This window comes from Chryseobacterium aahli (assembly GCF_022699665.1).
Classification (GTDB): domain Bacteria; phylum Bacteroidota; class Bacteroidia; order Flavobacteriales; family Weeksellaceae; genus Chryseobacterium; species Chryseobacterium aahli.
The window spans coordinates 607,601-624,732 of record NZ_JALDNB010000002.1; the positions used below are offsets into that span (position 1 = coordinate 607,601).

At 33.5% G+C, this 17,132-nt stretch carries 17 protein-coding genes, 1 tRNA gene and 1 pseudogene; 10 read left to right on the forward strand and 9 right to left on the reverse strand.

Features of this window, described 5'->3' with window-relative positions; genetic code table 11:
- Positions 1-121: 121 nt before the first annotated feature.
- The 6 genes from MQX03_RS04940 to MQX03_RS04965 all read left to right on the forward strand — a co-directional run bounded on the left by MQX03_RS04940 (position 122) and on the right by MQX03_RS04965 (position 6,851).
- A complete protein-coding gene (locus MQX03_RS04940; RefSeq protein WP_242801895.1) occupies positions 122-1,258 on the forward strand; it encodes a hypothetical protein in 1,137 nt (378 codons plus the stop codon).
- Positions 1,259-1,348: 90 nt separating this feature from the next.
- Entirely contained in the window at positions 1,349-1,525 is a 177-nt protein-coding gene (locus MQX03_RS04945) for a hypothetical protein (RefSeq protein WP_242801896.1), read from the forward strand.
- 197 nt (positions 1,526-1,722) lie between these two features.
- A complete protein-coding gene (locus MQX03_RS04950; protein ID WP_242801897.1) occupies positions 1,723-2,403 on the forward strand; it encodes an aspartate/glutamate racemase family protein in 681 nt (226 codons plus the stop codon).
- A gap of 473 nt (positions 2,404-2,876) precedes the next feature.
- On the forward strand, positions 2,877-3,938 hold the full coding sequence (locus MQX03_RS04955; protein ID WP_242801898.1) for a helix-turn-helix domain-containing protein: 1,062 nt from the start codon (positions 2,877-2,879) through the stop codon (positions 3,936-3,938).
- An 80-nt stretch (positions 3,939-4,018) separates the two neighbouring features.
- Positions 4,019-6,187 carry a TonB-dependent receptor domain-containing protein gene (locus tag MQX03_RS04960; protein WP_242801899.1) on the forward strand — a complete coding sequence of 723 codons (2,169 nt, stop codon included), beginning with the start codon at positions 4,019-4,021 and terminating at the stop codon, positions 6,185-6,187.
- Between the two features lie 235 nt (positions 6,188-6,422).
- Complete coding sequence (locus MQX03_RS04965; RefSeq protein WP_242801900.1) at positions 6,423-6,851, forward strand: hypothetical protein; 429 nt, start codon at positions 6,423-6,425, stop codon at positions 6,849-6,851.
- Positions 6,852-7,213: 362 nt separating this feature from the next.
- On the opposite strand, the gene MQX03_RS04970 is transcribed toward MQX03_RS04965, so the two are convergent.
- Positions 7,214-7,855 (reverse strand): response regulator, encoded by a 642-nt coding sequence (locus tag MQX03_RS04970; protein WP_242801901.1) that lies wholly within the window; start codon positions 7,853-7,855, stop codon positions 7,214-7,216.
- On the reverse strand, positions 7,845-9,836 hold the full coding sequence (locus MQX03_RS04975; RefSeq protein WP_242801902.1) for a tetratricopeptide repeat-containing sensor histidine kinase: 1,992 nt from the start codon (positions 9,834-9,836) through the stop codon (positions 7,845-7,847). Before MQX03_RS04975 ends, MQX03_RS04970 begins: the two co-directional genes overlap by 11 nt.
- A gap of 132 nt (positions 9,837-9,968) precedes the next feature.
- On the opposite strand from MQX03_RS04975, the gene MQX03_RS04980 reads away from it, so the two are divergent.
- Together MQX03_RS04980 and MQX03_RS04985 are read left to right on the forward strand one after the other, a co-directional pair.
- Positions 9,969-10,424, forward strand: coding sequence for a hypothetical protein (locus MQX03_RS04980; protein ID WP_242801903.1), 456 nt, complete (start codon positions 9,969-9,971; stop codon positions 10,422-10,424).
- Between the two features lie 218 nt (positions 10,425-10,642).
- The gene (locus tag MQX03_RS04985; RefSeq protein ID WP_242801904.1) at positions 10,643-11,239 is read left to right on the forward strand and encodes a DUF4468 domain-containing protein; all 597 of its coding nucleotides are present in this window, start codon (positions 10,643-10,645) and stop codon (positions 11,237-11,239) included.
- 411 nt (positions 11,240-11,650) lie between these two features.
- Here the strand turns inward: MQX03_RS04985 and MQX03_RS20505 are convergent, their stop codons facing one another.
- The 7 genes and pseudogenes from MQX03_RS20505 to holA form a co-directional block, all read right to left on the reverse strand.
- A complete protein-coding gene (locus MQX03_RS20505; protein ID WP_317224553.1) occupies positions 11,651-12,106 on the reverse strand; it encodes a site-specific integrase in 456 nt (151 codons plus the stop codon).
- An 11-nt stretch (positions 12,107-12,117) separates the two neighbouring features.
- Entirely contained in the window at positions 12,118-12,642 is a 525-nt protein-coding gene (locus tag MQX03_RS20510) for a phage integrase SAM-like domain-containing protein (protein WP_317224555.1), read from the reverse strand.
- A gap of 30 nt (positions 12,643-12,672) precedes the next feature.
- Positions 12,673-12,888: pseudogene (locus MQX03_RS20515) on the reverse strand (Arm DNA-binding domain-containing protein); the annotation flags it as partial.
- A 253-nt stretch (positions 12,889-13,141) separates the two neighbouring features.
- A tRNA-Ser gene (locus tag MQX03_RS04995) sits at positions 13,142-13,226 on the reverse strand.
- A 142-nt stretch (positions 13,227-13,368) separates the two neighbouring features.
- The gene (crcB, locus tag MQX03_RS05000) at positions 13,369-13,740 is read right to left on the reverse strand and encodes a fluoride efflux transporter CrcB (protein WP_242801905.1); all 372 of its coding nucleotides are present in this window, start codon (positions 13,738-13,740) and stop codon (positions 13,369-13,371) included.
- A gap of 51 nt (positions 13,741-13,791) precedes the next feature.
- On the reverse strand, positions 13,792-14,733 hold the full coding sequence (gene trxB, locus MQX03_RS05005; RefSeq protein ID WP_129533992.1) for a thioredoxin-disulfide reductase: 942 nt from the start codon (positions 14,731-14,733) through the stop codon (positions 13,792-13,794).
- Between the two features lie 235 nt (positions 14,734-14,968).
- The gene (gene holA, locus MQX03_RS05010; RefSeq protein WP_242801906.1) at positions 14,969-16,006 is read right to left on the reverse strand and encodes a DNA polymerase III subunit delta; all 1,038 of its coding nucleotides are present in this window, start codon (positions 16,004-16,006) and stop codon (positions 14,969-14,971) included.
- A gap of 8 nt (positions 16,007-16,014) precedes the next feature.
- On the opposite strand from holA, the gene MQX03_RS05015 reads away from it, so the two are divergent.
- Together MQX03_RS05015 and MQX03_RS05020 are read left to right on the forward strand one after the other, a co-directional pair.
- A complete protein-coding gene (locus MQX03_RS05015; RefSeq protein ID WP_242801907.1) occupies positions 16,015-16,446 on the forward strand; it encodes a type I restriction enzyme HsdR N-terminal domain-containing protein in 432 nt (143 codons plus the stop codon).
- Positions 16,447-16,597: 151 nt separating this feature from the next.
- A complete protein-coding gene (locus MQX03_RS05020) occupies positions 16,598-17,131 on the forward strand; it encodes a DUF6756 family protein (protein WP_242801908.1) in 534 nt (177 codons plus the stop codon).
- Position 17,132: the final 1 nt, after the last annotated feature.

A 17,132-nucleotide genomic window follows, 5' to 3' on the forward strand; every position in this document is an offset into this window, starting at 1 on the left:
AATTTGGTCAATATTTGTGACAATTTGTTTAACCAGAAAAATAACGCTAATTTAGCCCGAAACCTCTTATAGCAAAGGGAAACGCTGTACGTTATTACAATAAAACTTCGATAACTATAAAATGAAAAAAATAACATTCTTACTTCTTACATTATTCATCACAAATTACAACTATGCTCAAAACACAGTACTTGACAGTTTAGTTCAAAAGAATGGTTTTCCTTTCCAAACTGATAAAAACATTTCATTTCAGGGAAAAGGATGGGATGTTTTGCTCAATGAAATAAAGCAATCAAATTCTGTTTTGTTGGGAGAAACTCATTTTACAAACGAAATTCCTTATCTCACTAATGCCGTTATCAATGAGGTTAAGTTTGACAACTATTTTCTTGAGGTTGACCCTTATTCAGTAGATATCATCGAAACTAAAGTTAAATCGCTATCTGCTGAACAGCTTAACTCTTTTGTTAAAGAATACAGTACCAACTTTTCTTTTTTGGAGTATGAGCCTGAATTTGCTTTGTTTAAGAATTTAGTTAAACGTAATACCAAAATATATGGTGCCGAACAAATTAGCATTTTTGCAGACCAAATGATCATTTCACGTTTAAAGGAAACTTCGAAAAATAAAAAAACGATTGAGGTCTATGAGCAAATGCTTCATAACTCCAAACTAGCTGCGTCTAAAGATGGTATGGAAAAATACTACCTGTTATCCGAAGATTGCCTTCAAAAAATAGATTTGCTATTGAAGTTAAAACTTTCAGAAAAAGAGCGAAAACAAATTGAAGACTTAAAGTTAAGCAGAGAGATTTATGTTAATAGAAATCATCCTTTAAGGATTCAACTGCTGAAAAATATCTTGCTAACCCAAATGCCCGATTGGAAAAATAAAAGAAATCTTTTCAAATTTGGTGCGGTCCATCTACCCAAAGGTGAAACCATATTAACGAAAACTGATATTTATGATATTGGCAACTTAGTTTCTAATATTGAAGAGGCAAATTTCAGGAAATCGTTACATATAATGCTTATTGGAAAAGGAGAAGACGACAATGATGACACTAGTTTTAAATCTTTTCAAAATGTGATGAAAGAGGAACAATGGTACTGTTTTGATTTAAGACCTTTAAAGAAATCTATTTTACAAAACAAGCTAAAAATTGATGATGTATACTTATCGAGAGTTATAAAAGGTTATGATTATCTTATTTATATTCCTAAAGTAACTAAAAGTAAAGATATCTCGATAGAATAACAATGTACAGCATTGGTTGGACAAAAAGCAGCGACCCTACGCCAGTGTAAACTGAACTTGAGAGAACGTAATTATTTTTAAATTTACTGAATGGAAAAATTAGATATCCTTATACTAAAATACTTGTCACAAGGTCTAAAAATCGGTGAAATATCTGAGCAACTTGAAGACGACGAATCACTCGTTGTTAATAAAAGCAGCATAGAAAAAAGACTTACAACCATAAGAAAAATATGCGGGCTAAAACTCCTTTCCACCTCGCCGTGATAACAAAAGAGAGAAAATTAATTTAGTAAACCAAAATTGACTTTTTAATGATTCTTGTATTATCGTAAACGACGAGCAGACTGACATTATGATGAAACGGACTCTGGAAAATTAGTTGCTGCAACAGCACTAGAATTAACGCATATATTTATATCATCTGTAATCTCAATGATATATCAAACCACAACAAACAATAAATGAAGAAAATCGGATTAGTTGGAGGAATCAGTTGGACATCGACATTAGATTATTACAAATTTATAAACGAGGGAGTCAATGAAAAACTGGGTGGATTAAATTTTGCCGAGTGTATGATTTACTCACTGAACTTTGGAGATATCTATACTCAAAGTTGGGACAATTCATATGATCTGTTGCTTAATGCCTGTGAAAATTTAAAGAAAAGCGGAGCAGATGGAATTGCGCTATGCGCCAACACGGCACATCTTTATGCTGACAGACTTCAGCAAGAGATCAATTTGCCGGTAATTCACATCGTAACAGAAACAGCCAAAACAATCAACAAAAATGGGTTTAAGAAGATCGGACTCCTAGGTACGAAGTTTACCATGGAGATGGACTTTTACAGAAACAAGTTTGAATCATTTGGTCTTGAGGTCCTGATCCCTGAAAAGCCCGAAACGCGGGAATACATCCAATACACCTTAAGAGAAGAATTGGGCGTTGGATTTATTAACCCTGAAACAAAGGAAAAGTATAAAGAAATTGTAAAAGATCTTGTAGACAAAGGAGCAGAATGTATTGTACTGGGGTGTACAGAAATACCGATGCTGGTAAGTCAGTACGATTTTGAAATTCCTGTGTTTGACACTACAAAAATCCATTCACAAGCTATTGTGGAATTTATAACTGCCTGACAAAAAAAGAGACACTTCCTTGTGAGGTTTCTGACTTTTTCTATGTGGATTACTCTTCAGGCAGGCACAAGCAAAACTATAATCAAATCCTTGAAAACAATCAGAAAGAATATTGATGGAAGCTTGAAATATTTTTGTGGAGAGTTTGCAATCTCTGATTACGGATACCCAAAAATATTTTTTTCAGCAGATACAACGGAATATATTTGCTATAGAAAATCTGATATGCCTCCGATACAATATTGAATATGATCTGCTCATTGTAGCTCTAATAAATAAAGAGAGCGATATGGAAAATTTAAAATCTCAGGAAGCTGTAAATACCGAAGAAATAATCATTGATATGAAGACACTGATAAATCAGCTACATTGATGATTGATTTGTATTTGTAGACATTCAAAAAAAAACAAAACTTTCGTAACTTCAAAGAAACTTTAATTTTATAAATTTACCATCAATAAAATAACAGACAATGAGTTTCGGACAACAGATGCTATTCTTTTTTAGTGCAATAGGTGCCTTTAATGGGCTTCTGTTAGGCATTTATCTATTGTTCATTAAAAAAAACAGAGATATTCCGGATTTTTTTCTGGGATTAATTCTTTTGACATTGAGTATTAGGGTAGGAATCTCTGTGTGTATTTATTTCTATTCGGATTGGCCAAGAATAATTCCGAATCTTGGGTTTTCAGCACTGTTTTTTACAGGACCGGCACTGTATTATTTTATCCGATCATCTTTTCTGAAAGAGCAGTTTGATCTTAAGAATGCTATAAAATCTTTCGGAATTCTGACAGTGGTCTTATGTGGAGCAGGGCTTTTATATCTTGTTTTTCCTGTTTTGTGGGACAGATATTTTGGAACATTTATTTATGGAATATGGACAGTTTTTATTTTTCTATCGGTTTATGATTATTACATCTTTTCAGAGAAGAATACTACCAAGCCGGATAAATTTATCCTTCCTGTTTTAATAAGCAACATAATCATATTTCTGACGTATCAGTTTATTTCTACAGGCTGGATCCAGGTATATTGCGCTGGTGGAAGCCTTGTATTTTCGTTCGTTTTGTATGCCAATTTTTTGGTTTTATTTAATAAAAAACACCAGTCAACAGCCACAAAAGAAGAGAATAAATATTTCAATAAAAAAATATCTGATCTGCAGGCAGATAATTTTGTTTCAAAATTGGAAAGGCTTATGAATACCGAAGAATTATACAAAAATCCAAATTTAAAATTAATTGATCTTGCGTTGAAAATGAATATGTCTGCACATCGGCTTTCACAATTATTAAATGACAATCTGGGTAAAAGTTTTTCTACATACATTAATGAATTCAGAATCAATGAAGCGTGCAATAAAATTGAAAATGGCTCCTATCTTAAGATAGAGGAGATTGGATATGAAGTGGGATTCAATTCCAAATCTACATTTTTTTCAACTTTTAAGAAAATTAAGAATACAACTCCACTTTTGTACAAGCAATCTCAAACCGCTTCTGAACCTCTGTTTCAGAGTTCAAATTTATAATTCTGTACTTCGGAATTTAAACTTCAAAACCTAGTTTTTTTTCTTTACAGATACTTTTGGTCTCATAAAATTAAACGTTTATGAAAACCAGATCAGGAATTTTTATTCTGTTGTTATTCTCATTTTTTGCAAAATCACAGGAAATTGTGAAGGAAGACTCCTTAAAGAGAAATAATAAAAAAGATTCAATTACAACTATTTCCGAAGTCATTGTTCAGGCTTCACAAAGAAATTTAAAATTAAATGACGGCAACATTGTAATGAGTGTTTCCGGAAATAAAAATTTTAAGACATCAACTAATATTCTTGAAGTTTTAAGGAAAACTCCAGGTGTAACGGTAGATCAGGAAGATGGTATTTTTCTTGGCGGAAGAATTAATCCGGCTATTTTTATTAATGGAAAACCCGTTGTAATGAGCAGTCAGGAGCTGCAGTCTTATTTGCGGTCACTGCCACCGGAAATGGTGGAGTCTATCGAAGTCAATTCTAACCCATCTTCAAAATATGATGCAGAATTCAAAGGGATAATTGATATTAAGTTAAAAAAGAATACCGATCTGGGCTGGAGAGGTAGTTACATCGGGAATGTTTATGCCAACAAATTTAACTACAGAGAAAATTCACTGAACTTGTCTTATAACACCGATAAAGCAATCTATAATCTGCAATTAGCTTATAATAACGGAATTTCGACGTATCAGTATAATGCCCTTCAGCATTTGGCAAATACAAACGTAATGAGAACCAGAACCTATCAGGAAGATGAAACAGAAGTCTATAATATTCAGACCGGAATTGATTATAAACTGAATGATAAAAACAGGTTTGGATTAAATTTCAGAGGAAGTTTCAGAGATAATTACCGGGTACGATTTGGCTCATTATATACAACAAATGAAGATAAAATGCAGTTGGTTTTTAATACGGAAAGTAACAATCCTGCACATTACTTTCAAAATAATTATGGTATGACGGCAGATTACTCTTTTCAGAATAAAAATTTCAAGCTTAGTTTTTTAGGAAATTATCTTTCGGTTGAAAATAAGCAACAGGATGATTTTATAAATAGAGACAAACCGACGTCGGAACTTTTATCTTATTGGAAATCAAACCTTTTAAACAAAATAAATATTTATACTGGACAAATTGATGTTTCACAAAAAATTGGAAATTCTACCTTCGAAACTGGTGTGAAATTCAGTGATACAAATACGGATAATAATATAAGATATGATACATTATCGGTAAATGATCAATTTATATTTGACCCCACCCGAAGTAATATGTTTTCTTACAAAGAGAAAATATTTGCGGGATATCTGGCTTATAACCATAAATTTAATAAGCTTCAGATCAATGCAGGTTTAAGATTTGAAAATACCCGAAGTATTTCCAATGCCATAACCACAGATTCTATTGTGTCAAGAAATTATCTGCAATGGTTGCCGTCTTTGAGCGCTAATTATGCATTTAATAAATCAAATGAATTATCCATTTCTTACAGCCGGAAGATTACCAGACCGGTTTTTTCACAACTCAATCCGTTTAGATTCTATTTCAGCCCACTGAATTATTGGATCGGGAATCCTTATCTGCAGCCATCTTTTACAAGCCAGATCAAAGCAACCTATCGTTTCAAAAATTGGGTGACAAGCTTCACTGTTGGAAGTGAAAAAGATGTAATGACCCGTTATCCTCTCTATGATCCCGAAACCAACGTTTTGGAATATTTGGGAACTAATCTTCCTTATAGAAACTTCGCATCTCTGGAAATGAGTTTTCCTATAAAAATAGCTAAATGGTGGAATGTAAACAGTCAATTTACAGGATATTACAATCATGAATTCCGGCCTTATCTGGATGAAGTTTTTGCTCTGAAAATTTATAATTACGAAGTTCGGTTGAATCAGGTTTTCTCATTACCCAAAGGCTATACAATCAATGTTTTTGCAAATTATGAATCCAAAAGCGGTAACAGTTTATACATTATAAAACCACGATATACTATAGATCTTTCGGTTCAAAAATTATGGTTTGATAATAAATTGAATACGAAAATAGGTTACAATAATATTTTTGATTCCTACGATCAGCGTCTGGAATTCAGGCACAAACAAATTATGGACAATCAGTTTACGCATTGGTGGGACAGCCGAAAACTACTTTTCTCATTAAGTTATAATTTCGGAAGTTCAAAATATCATGCAAAAGAAATTCAAAAGACCGAGGAAGAAAACAGAACCAGATAAAATCCGACAGCACATGCTACTTCTACAAATTGTAGTTAGTTTTGTCCAAAAAAAGTATTCATAATAAATATATTAACTGGATTAACCGGAAAAATTCCGTGTGCTGAAATTAAAATATTATTGCTTTCTTTGGTTTTTGGAACAATTGTCAGTATAGCTACAATCGATTTTCTTGTAGTATTCAGTTAAATATCAGTGCTTATTGTACGTAGTGATGCAAGCAAACCATAAATATATGATTTTTACAAAACTTAAAACCAAAATTCAGATTAACTTGATACTCCAATGTATCGGTATGTTAATTGGCACCACTACGCATTTGCTGTGGATAATTGATCATGGTTTTTTTTCGGCAGAATATAACGTGGGAGTTTTATCAATACTTTTTTGGGATAGCTTAACCTTTTTAGACCCAATAGCCGCAGTTTTATTGATATCAAGACCTAAGGCCGGGATCTGGATGACGGCTATTATAATTGTTGCCGACGTTTTGCACAATGGTATCCTCTGTTTTAGTGTTTTATTATCAACCGATGTACCTGTTCTCAGCTGGGCTAAAAATGAGTGGATGTTTTGGATTCAATTATTTTTTGGATTATTTGTTATAGCAACTTTTAAAGGCAACTTATTCGCGTTGAAAATAAACAGGGTCCGTAAAATATAAGTTAAAAACAATATCTACTTTGTATTGATGACAATAAAAAAACAGCGTTGTAATTATAAAAAAACAGGCTTAAAAAAAGCAAATCGAAAAAAAAGAGAAAATGTCCAAAATTGGACTAGTCAAATGTCTTTAATTATAGTTTAAAACAATTTTACGATGAAACAATTTTTACTATTGTTCCACGAGGACATTCAAAAAATGAGCGAACTCTCACCGAAGGAAATGCAAGAAAAAGTTAAGCAGAAAGGCATTATTTTTTCGGATTCTTTCTGAAACTACTGATATTGGTGGACTTTATTCCAAAATTTTATGGCTTAGTAAGTAAGCACTCAATTTGATCGGCTTTCCAGCTAATTTCTTTTTTATTCCTGTATAAAATTTTGTTGTACTGCAAGTCTTATAAGTTCTGTCGAGTTCTTTGCCTGAAACTTTTGCAAAAGATTTTTGCGGTGGGTATCTACTGTTAAAGAACTTAAGTGTAACTCTCCTGCGATGATCACACTTGTTTTTCCTTCTGCAACTAATTTCAATATCTGCTTTTCTCTTTTTGTCAGCCTAGGAATGCTCAACAATTCATTTTGAGAAGGTTTACTGATAATATGTTTCGTTTCATTGCAGAAAACAATATTTCCCGAGAGTGCTCCTTTTATACAGTCTATAAGTTCTTTGACCGAGGTATTTTTCAGAAGATATCCGCTAGCCCCATTTTGGATGGATTGCATGATAATACTCCGTTCAGATCGGTTGCTAAACATGATCACTGAGGTATTTTTTGAGACTTTTTTAATTTCTTTACAAAGTTCTATCCCGCTGATATCTGGAAGTGTGATATCAAGGAGGACAATATCTGTATCATTCAATTTCACAAGATCAAGAATTCCTTCTCCTGATGTAAAGCTTTCTGAGATATGAAAAAGAGGCTCATTTTTCAGCATGGTCTTTAATCCCTCCAGAACAATGGGGTGATCGTCAACAATAATAATATTTATTTTATCAGATGGCATGAGTATCTAGTTCTATGTTAATGGTAGCTCCTTCGTGATCAGAATTGATCTCGATTTTGCCCTTGAGATAACCTACCCTATTTCTAAGATTTCGAAGGCCCATACTATTCTTTGTTTTATAAATATCCTCTGCAAATCCTTCACCGTCATCTTCAACCGTGATCATAAAATGATCTTCAGACTGTGAGCACTGGAGCAAAATATGACTTCCTCCAGAATGCTTCACTGCATTGGCCAATAATTCTTGTACAATTCTATATATATTGACCTGTATTGGAAGTGAGAGCGTACTTTCAATATTCAAGGGCTGAAAATCGATTTCCAGATCTGTCCTTGTATAAAATTCGCATAGATCGTTAAGAGCCGTTTCCAAACCAAAATTGAGGAGTGACTCCGGCATCAGGTTTCTTGCGACAAACCTCAACTCACCTACGGACCGATCAAGTTGCTGAAGAATTTTGCTGAACTCAGTATTTTCTTCTTTAAAATAACTTGATGACCATGATGAAAGATTTATTTTTACACCAGCCAGCATTCCACCCAGACCATCATGGAGATCACGGGCAATGCGTTCCCTTTCTCTTTCCTCACTTTCAAGTATAGCTTTTGTAAGGGTAAGCTCTTCTTTTTGTCTAATGTCTTTTATTTTCTGCTGAAGGTTAATCTCTTTCTGTTCTGAGATCTTATTATTTTTCCTGTAAATTATCATGAATAAAACAAAAAGACTTATGATCAGCAGCAAGCTAAGACCCAGTCCCCAAAGGTAGGAGTTCTTTTTGTTGACTTCGAGTTCCTTTTGTTTTTTTTCTGCATTTAAGGTTGCGATCTTCCTTTCTTTTTCTGCGGTGTTGAACTTTTTTTCAAGCGTATTTATCTCCAGTTTTATATTTTCAGAATTTAAGCTGTCGTTCAACTTTGAATACTTTCTTTCCCAGACTAAAGCATCAGATGAGTTTCCCATTTCCTCATTCAGGTTGGATAGCTGTCTGTATATCGTTTTTCTGTTATTGGCATCTATTACGAGTGTTTTTTCTTTAAGAATATTTTCTAAAACATTCTTGGCTTCTGTATATCTTTTTAGTTTTCGGAGAATGTCACATTTATTCAGATAAAACATTTGTGCCAAAAGATTTTGATTAGATTTTTTAGCGTATACCAATCCCTGTTCTATCACAGGAAGCGCTTCTTCGTTTTTTTGTTTAGTGATAAGATATAAAGTTTTACCATATAAATAGGAAGCGTTCGCAGAAGATTCGGGATAAGGCTGAATCATTTTTTCTGCCTTGTCCAAAAAATTCTTGGCTTTGTCACCCTTCGCTTGATAACAGAAATTACTCGACGAGCTTAAATAGGCATAAAATAATTCTGCAGAATTCGGGGAATTTTTTTGAAGATTTTCAATTGCTTTATCATTATAATATTCCGCTTTTTGAAATTCAGCATTGTAGGTAAATGTGAGAGCAAGCTGAGTGTATAAGAACCCTAAAGTTCTACTGGTCTCATATTTTTCGACGAGGGGAATGCTTTTTTCCAGCATAATTTTTATAAAAAAAGGATATCCTTCCTTATTTTTTTTAATTAATCCGTAGTTAAACCACGCCAATGCTTGAATTATATCAGATCTTTCAGTTTTAAATCTGCCTAGTTCTTTAATGGCCATCTGAAAATATTCGGAAGCTTTTTCCTTGTCTTTTTCTAAAAAATACAGCCCATTGTAGTAATAAAACTCAGCCATCAGAAATGCATTGTTTTTCGATAATAACTTTCCTGATTCCAGGCATTTTTTACTCCAGGAAGAATCTGTATTTCTGCTGTAGTTAGAGAGTAAATAATATGCATCTGCCTTTTTACTATGGTCTAAATGTGATTTTACAACGATCTTTAAGCTGTCTTCATATCGCTTTTCATTGAGTGGAGAGATCTGTTGTGAGAATAAGCTCAAAGAAAATAGAATGCTTAGCAATAGGGTGAGTCTCATCATTACGTTCAGTTCTTTATAATTGTAAGAATTTGTACAATATAAAAAAAAATGGAGAGGTAGAAAATACCTAAAAGCAGGTAGATATAAATACCGTTTTCAATGGATTGACCTTCGAATCGTTCTGATCTAGCTTTGCAACACACAGATCAATATAATAAGGCTTTAGCAAAAAGAATTATGAAATTAAAAATCACCACCCTATTTTTCCTTATTTCTGCAATTGCGTTAATTAGCTGTTCCAGAGAAGACAGTACAGAAAAGGATTACGAATACACTTATCAATTGACTGGACCCAGCAACAACAAGTTGGTGGTTCAATATACTCCAACGATGACCGACCCCAATGTAACGGAGATCCCGGACGACCTTGAATATGAAGAGGAGGTAACAGCACCTTGGCAAAAAACTGTCAGACTTCATAAAAACATCGGAGGTATTGGCTTTTCTGCGAACGTTAGCGAAGGGACACCGGGGGCAAGTTATACAATTTCAATTTTAGATAAGGATGCCAAGATCCTAAAGACAACTAATTTTATTGTCGATACATCCGGAGATGCAGGTGCACTTCTGAACTACTATCGTGAGTGACCGAAACTCTATTTTACTTGAACTTAGCATATGATAAAATATTTTACAGGTACATCAGGAAATCCAATAAAAAATAGAATATTACAGAACGTGCTGAAGCAGGACTGCAAATAACGATATCAGACTAGCGAATTTGCTGAGTCATCCACTTGTTGAGATTCCGAACCATTAAATGTAAAAATCCTGAATTTATCATAATCTGAAAATTTTAATATACTATGAAAACAAAAAACATTGGTATTGCCATACTTTTGCTTGTAACGCAGCTAAGCTTCGCTCAATATTTCAAACTAACTCCGGCGGGATTTTTGTCCAATGAAAAAAACGATTTTACGGTCGTCGATGTGCCAAATGTGAAACAAAAAGACCTGTATAGAAATATGCTCAATGCTATCAATTCAATTTTCAAAAATCCACAAAAAGGTTTAAGTGTTGTTGAAGGTGAAAATATCAGTATAACGGCGTATGAAGAAGAAGTTCTACCTATAAAACTTTCTAATGGACTCGGAAAAACAATTCGTAAATATGATCTATCATATAAATTAACGTTTCTTTTTAAAGATGGCAAGATTCGGATCAACAGTCCTGATTTTGAGGCTAGACGATATGTTGAAAGTACTTACAGAGGGGCAAGTGGTTGGACTAGGGATGAATGGGTTACGCTAAACTTGGTAAAAGTCGGAAAATCTAAATTATATCTATTCGAAGATGATGGAAAAATAAGATTTGAAGATGCTTATAATGGTTTGAACGATCACTTCAATTCGCTTATAAAGGAAATTATTGATAGATCTCAAAATATAGATAACTGGTAATATTGATTTACAATTAGTACAAACAGTTTAATTTTTTTTATAATTATCTATGTGTTGAAAAGCTTTACAATAAGTTGAGATAAAATGACACTAAATTTAAATTATAACCAAAATAATAGCGCAGGAAATGATATTTTTTAAGAAATTACATAATATGATGGGGCAAACTTTTGCCTATTTTAGGGACATTGATGAATTTATCATTGAAATCTGCACCCCAATGGGCTGACAGAATGATTCAGGTACCAGTTTCTTTAGTCAAAAATCTGATAAAATTTGAAAATAAAGACACTGTCCCATTAAGTGTCTTTTTGTTTTTTGTATTTTAAATCCCAACTAAAGTTGGGATTTTTATTTTTTTTGGATATTGATTAGAAAAATACTTTAAAGCTCATCTTTAACTACCAGTTGTTATCCTAAACGTTTTATCTCCTCTCTACTTTGAAGTTTCCCCCTTAACACTGACATATCATCACTCACTTTCTTATCCAAAATTTTAGCATAGTGCTGAGTGATTTTGATATTCGTGTAACCTAGCATTTTGCTTACACTTTCAATGGGAACGCCATTAGACAATGTAACCGTAGTAGCAAATGTATGTCTTGCAATGTGGAAAGTCAGTTCTTTATTTATTCCACAGACATTCGCAATTTCTTTTAGATATGAATTCATCGTCTGATTACTTACTACAGGAAACAGAACATTTGAGTTTACACATTGCGGATGGTTATCATATCTTAAAACCAGCTCTTTAGCTACAGGTAATAGCGGAACTCTGGTTGAGGTGTCTGTTTTTTGACGACGTGTGAATATCCATTGTTCGCCATCAATCCCGATATCAAGGTGAGACTTTGTCAATTTCTTCACATCAACATAAGCTAAACCGGTATAGCAGCAGAAAAGAAAAACATCCGTACTTGTGTCAATCTATCGGAAACAAATTCTTTCTCATACATCGCCTGGATTTCTTCTTTAGATAGGAACCGACGTTCTACAGCTTTGAGCTTTGCTTTATAACCAAGAAAAGGGTCTTTGTTGAGCCAGCCGTGTGCCATACATAACCTAATGATCTTTTTGAAGTTCTTAATGTATTTCACAGCGGTATTGTTTCCGCATTTACGTACACTTCGAAGCCAGAAATCATAATCCATTATGAAAGCATGATCAATCGCCTTAATATCGATATCAGAAGTTTTGTACTTCCAATTAATGAATTCTTGTGTATGCTTTAACGATGTTTTATAACGCTCCAATGTTCCGGGCGCAAAATCCTGACCAACCAGTGCTTCCACTTTATCATTGTGGTCCTGAAAAATAGGAATGAGCATTCGTGTGGAAACATCAGTTCCAAGCAGTTTAGATTTTAAACCAACTGCTGTCACATTGTTATCCTCTTTTAACATCACGTAGTGTGAATCGTAAACCTGTTGCTCTAAAGTCTTAAGATAGACATTAAGCGTTCTGGCCTCTTGAGAGTTCCCCAGTGCCTTATGTGTTTTACCATCCCATTTCTGCGGTTCGATATACCTTTTAGCGGCAATGTCCGCCGCCTTGCCATCTATCGTGATTCGTAAGTAGATGGGAGCCGTGCCGTTTGTTCGGATTTTATTCTTTTTTATAAAGAATAACAGATTGAATGTTTTGTTCATGATGTGGCAACTTTAATTGTTTAATAATTTAGTTTTTGTTACCACTTTTTGCAAGATGTACAATCGTTAGACTGCCTATTGGTCGGGTTTCCCTGAATTTTTCGTGACCCATTTTCCAATTTTCACGATGGATCACTAAAAAGGTCATAAAAATCGTGACCTATTTTGATTTTTTTTGACTCTAGCGCAAAATAAAAAACGCTGTAAACATTGATGTTTACAGCGTTTTAGCTTATTTTAGTTTCTCAACCAGCGGAGAGAGAGGGATTCGAACCCCCGGACCTGTTACAGTCAATAGTTTTCAAGACTATCGCAATCGACCACTCTGCCATCTCTCCATTAAACCCCGATATATGTCGTTGTTTTTGGTGGTGCAAATATAAAACTCTTTTCAATATCTGCAAAACAATTCTAAATTAAATTTTACTCTAAATTAATAATCCGTTAAAAATCAGTTGGATTATTTTTAATTAAAATTAATTACTGTAACAAAACCTGAGATTTCATCCCAATAATTACTGCTGCAAAACCTAAAACTATACTTGAAATCACATATAAAAGTAAAATTCCATATTGTTGATTTTGCCATAATGAATAATTTTCCACAGAAAAAGTAGAGAACGTTGTAAAACCTCCGCAAAATCCTGTAATGAGAAGATATTTTAGATAATTATCATTTTTTATAAAATAGGAAGTTAAAAAACCAATAGTCAGGCATCCGATGATATTTACCAAGAAAGTTCCCATCGGAAACGAATTGATATTCCAAAGTTTTTGAGTATAATTTGACATCAGATATCTTAAAATGCTTCCAAATCCACCACCGAGAAAAATGAATAGTAAGTTTTTCATGATAAAAAGAAACGCACCAAAAGAGGTGCGTTTTATATTTTAATTCGAAAATTAGTGTAATTCAGCTAAATACTTTTCAGCATCCATGGCTGCCATACAACCGCTTCCTGCCGCTGTAATTGCCTGTCTGTAGATATGATCCTGAACATCTCCAGCAGCAAAAACTCCCGGAAGATTAGTTCTTGTAGAACCTTTTTCAGTTGCGATATATCCGTTTTCGTCTAAATCAATTTGACCTGCAAAAATATCTGTATTCGGTTTATGTCCGATAGCAATAAAAATACCATGAACGTCTACTGTAGATTTTTCCTGAGTCTGATTGTTGATTACCACTGCTCTTTCCACCAAATTATTTTCACCTTCAATTCCAATTAATTCATGGTGAAATTTCACTTCAATATTCGGTGTGTTTTCAACTCTGTGAATCATTGCTTTTGAAGCTCTGAACTCACCTTTTCTCACCAACATCGTCACTTTATTCACCAATTTCGCAAGGTAAGTTGCCTCTTCAGCAGCTGTATCGCCCGCTCCTACTACGACTACATCTTTTCCTCTGTAGAAAAATCCGTCGCAGGTTGCGCATGCTGAAACTCCACCTCCATTGTATTTTTTTTCGTCATCTAAACCTAAATATTTTGCAGTAGCACCTGTAGAAATAATCACAGTTTTAGCAAAAATCTCTTTATTTCCTGCATATAGTTTATGAACACCACCAACCTCTTTAGAAAATTCGGCTTTGGTAATCATTTCGTAAAGAACTTTTGTATCAAACCTTTCAGCTTGTTTTTGCAGATCCATCATCATTTCGGGGCCGGTAATTCCTGCAGGGTAACCAGGGAAATTATCAACTTCAGTCGTTGTCGTCAATTGCCCACCCGGTTCCAAACCTGTATATAATTGTGGTTTAAGGTCTGCTCTTGCTGCATAAATTGCTGCTGTAAAACCAGAAGGTCCAGATCCTACGATTACACAATCTAAAATATTTTCTTCCATAATTCTCTTTTCAAAAAGATTTTAATTTTAAGACGACAAAGTTCGTGATTTTTAATATTTAATTAAAGAAAAATTAATGATACTTGTCAATATTAAATATGTTGGTTTTCGATAACTGCATTTCTTTACTATGACTCTTTGCGACCCGACCTGAGTGGAGCTCTTTTTGCGTAGCAAAAAAGCGGGAACGGAGGGCGGAAAATGTCGCCCAAATAAAAGAAAGGCTACATTCAATCTAAACCTTCATTTTGATTTTATCCACATTGATAATCTTATAAACTAATTCTTTAATCAATTCAGCTTCACTCATATTCACAGCGCCCAAACCTTTCCCTTTCATATCAAATTCTCTCAAAATAGAAATCACTCTGGTAGAATGTTTTAAAGGATACAGCCTTGCCGCCTCGGCATAATCTTTCAAAAAGTAAGGGTTCAAGCCCATCTGCGAAGCAATCAATTGTGGCGATTGACCAATCATTGTATTGTAAATGATCACATTTGAGAAATAATTGTACAAGCTCGAAAGTAACATCACAAACGGATTGTTTTTAGGATTTTTACCCATAAAATGAGCGATTTTAAATGCAGCATTTGCATTTTTTGTACCTAAAGCTTTCTGCAATTCGAAGACATTGAATTCTTTACTGATTCCGATGTGGTTTTCAACGATGGTTCCGTCTAAAACTTGACCTTCTTTCAGAATTATTTTGAGTTTACCTAATTCATTAGATATTCTTGAAAGGTCATTCCCAAGATATTCTGCCAAAAGATGAGAAATATTCGGGGCAGTTTTTATTTTCAATCTGAGACATTCATCGGCAATCCATTTTGGGAGATTGTGATCTTTGAAAGATTCGCTCAGAAAAAGCGCATTTATTTTTGTTAAAGTTTTAGTGATTTTTTTTCGGCTGTCTAATTTTTTATGTTTGTGTGCAAAAACCAAAACCGTTGACGGAACAGGATTTTCAACATACGCTTCTAAAGCTCTGCTTTCCTCATCATTAAATTTTAAATCCTGCGCTTCTTTTACAATAATCACCTGTTTGTCGCCCATCATCGGAAACTGTCTTGCCAAAGAAAGCACTTCCTGATAGGTTGTGTCTTTTCCGTAAGTCACAGTTTGATTAAAAGCTTTTTCGTCTTCCTCAAGAAAGTCGTGTTCAAGGGCTTTTACAGCAACGTCAATAAAGTAAGGTTCTTCTCCGTGGAAAAAATAAATCGGTAAAACTTCTTTATTTTTAATATTTTTGAGGATTAAATCTAATTCTTTCATCTTAATTAATGGAACTTCCCAAACTCAATTTTCAGGAAACTTTTGATTTTAAATTCAAGAAAGACAAAGATAAGTTTTTTATCTATGACTTGGTACGCAAAACTTACCTTTTGCTAACGCCTGAAGAGTGGGTTCGACAGCATTGGATTCATTATTATCTCACAGTAAAATCTTATTCTGTATCTGCTTTAATTACAGAAAAAAAAATAGTTCTCAATGGTTTAACCAAAAGAATTGACCTCTTGGTAACAGAAAAAGCGCAGCCAAAAATTCTGGTTGAATGTAAAGCTCCGCAAATTAAACTTACTGAAAAAACTTTCGAACAAACTGCACGTTATAATTCAATCATCGGAGCAAAAGAAATTGTTCTGACGAATGGTTTACAACACATTAATGCTTATTATGATAATGGGGAATATCAGTTTTATAAAGCTCAGTAATTTGAATGTAGCCCTGCTCTTGAAACACTAATGGCACAAATATTTAACACAAATAGCACAGATTATTTATTATTTAATTTTTGAAATGATTTGTACAATTTGTATTTGGTTTTAGCTAAATTAGATTTCGATTTTTATTTAAAATCTAATCATGAGTAGAAAGAGAAATTTATTTGGGAAAAACTGGAGTACTTTACGTGCAGAAATCAAGAGGGTTTCGGAAGATGAAAAATTTGAAACGGAAGAATTCAGAGCATTATCGATGCATGATGACTGGAAAGAAATTGAAAAAAAAATCTATAATTCTTTTTATAATCCTGCCTATTTGAATCAAAAACCAAATTTTCTTTGGAAAGATTTTAAGGACGACACATTTTCGGTTTCAGATTTGAAGTATAGACCAGAATATTATCTTGATAAATTAATTGATGAAAACGAAAAAGTTTGGTATTTGGTAAATGAAACAATTAATGAAACTACAAAATATTGGATTTTCGAAGGAAAAATAAAAAAAATACAGATCATTATAGATGAAGCAGGTTTTCATGAATTATGCATTGTTTCAAAAAAATATGATTGGCTTCTTTGTATCAACCATCATAATATTTTAATTGCAACAGGATCTAAGATGATAGAAAAACTTAAAAACCTAGAACTTCAAGAGCTTCAAAAACAAAATAATTAAT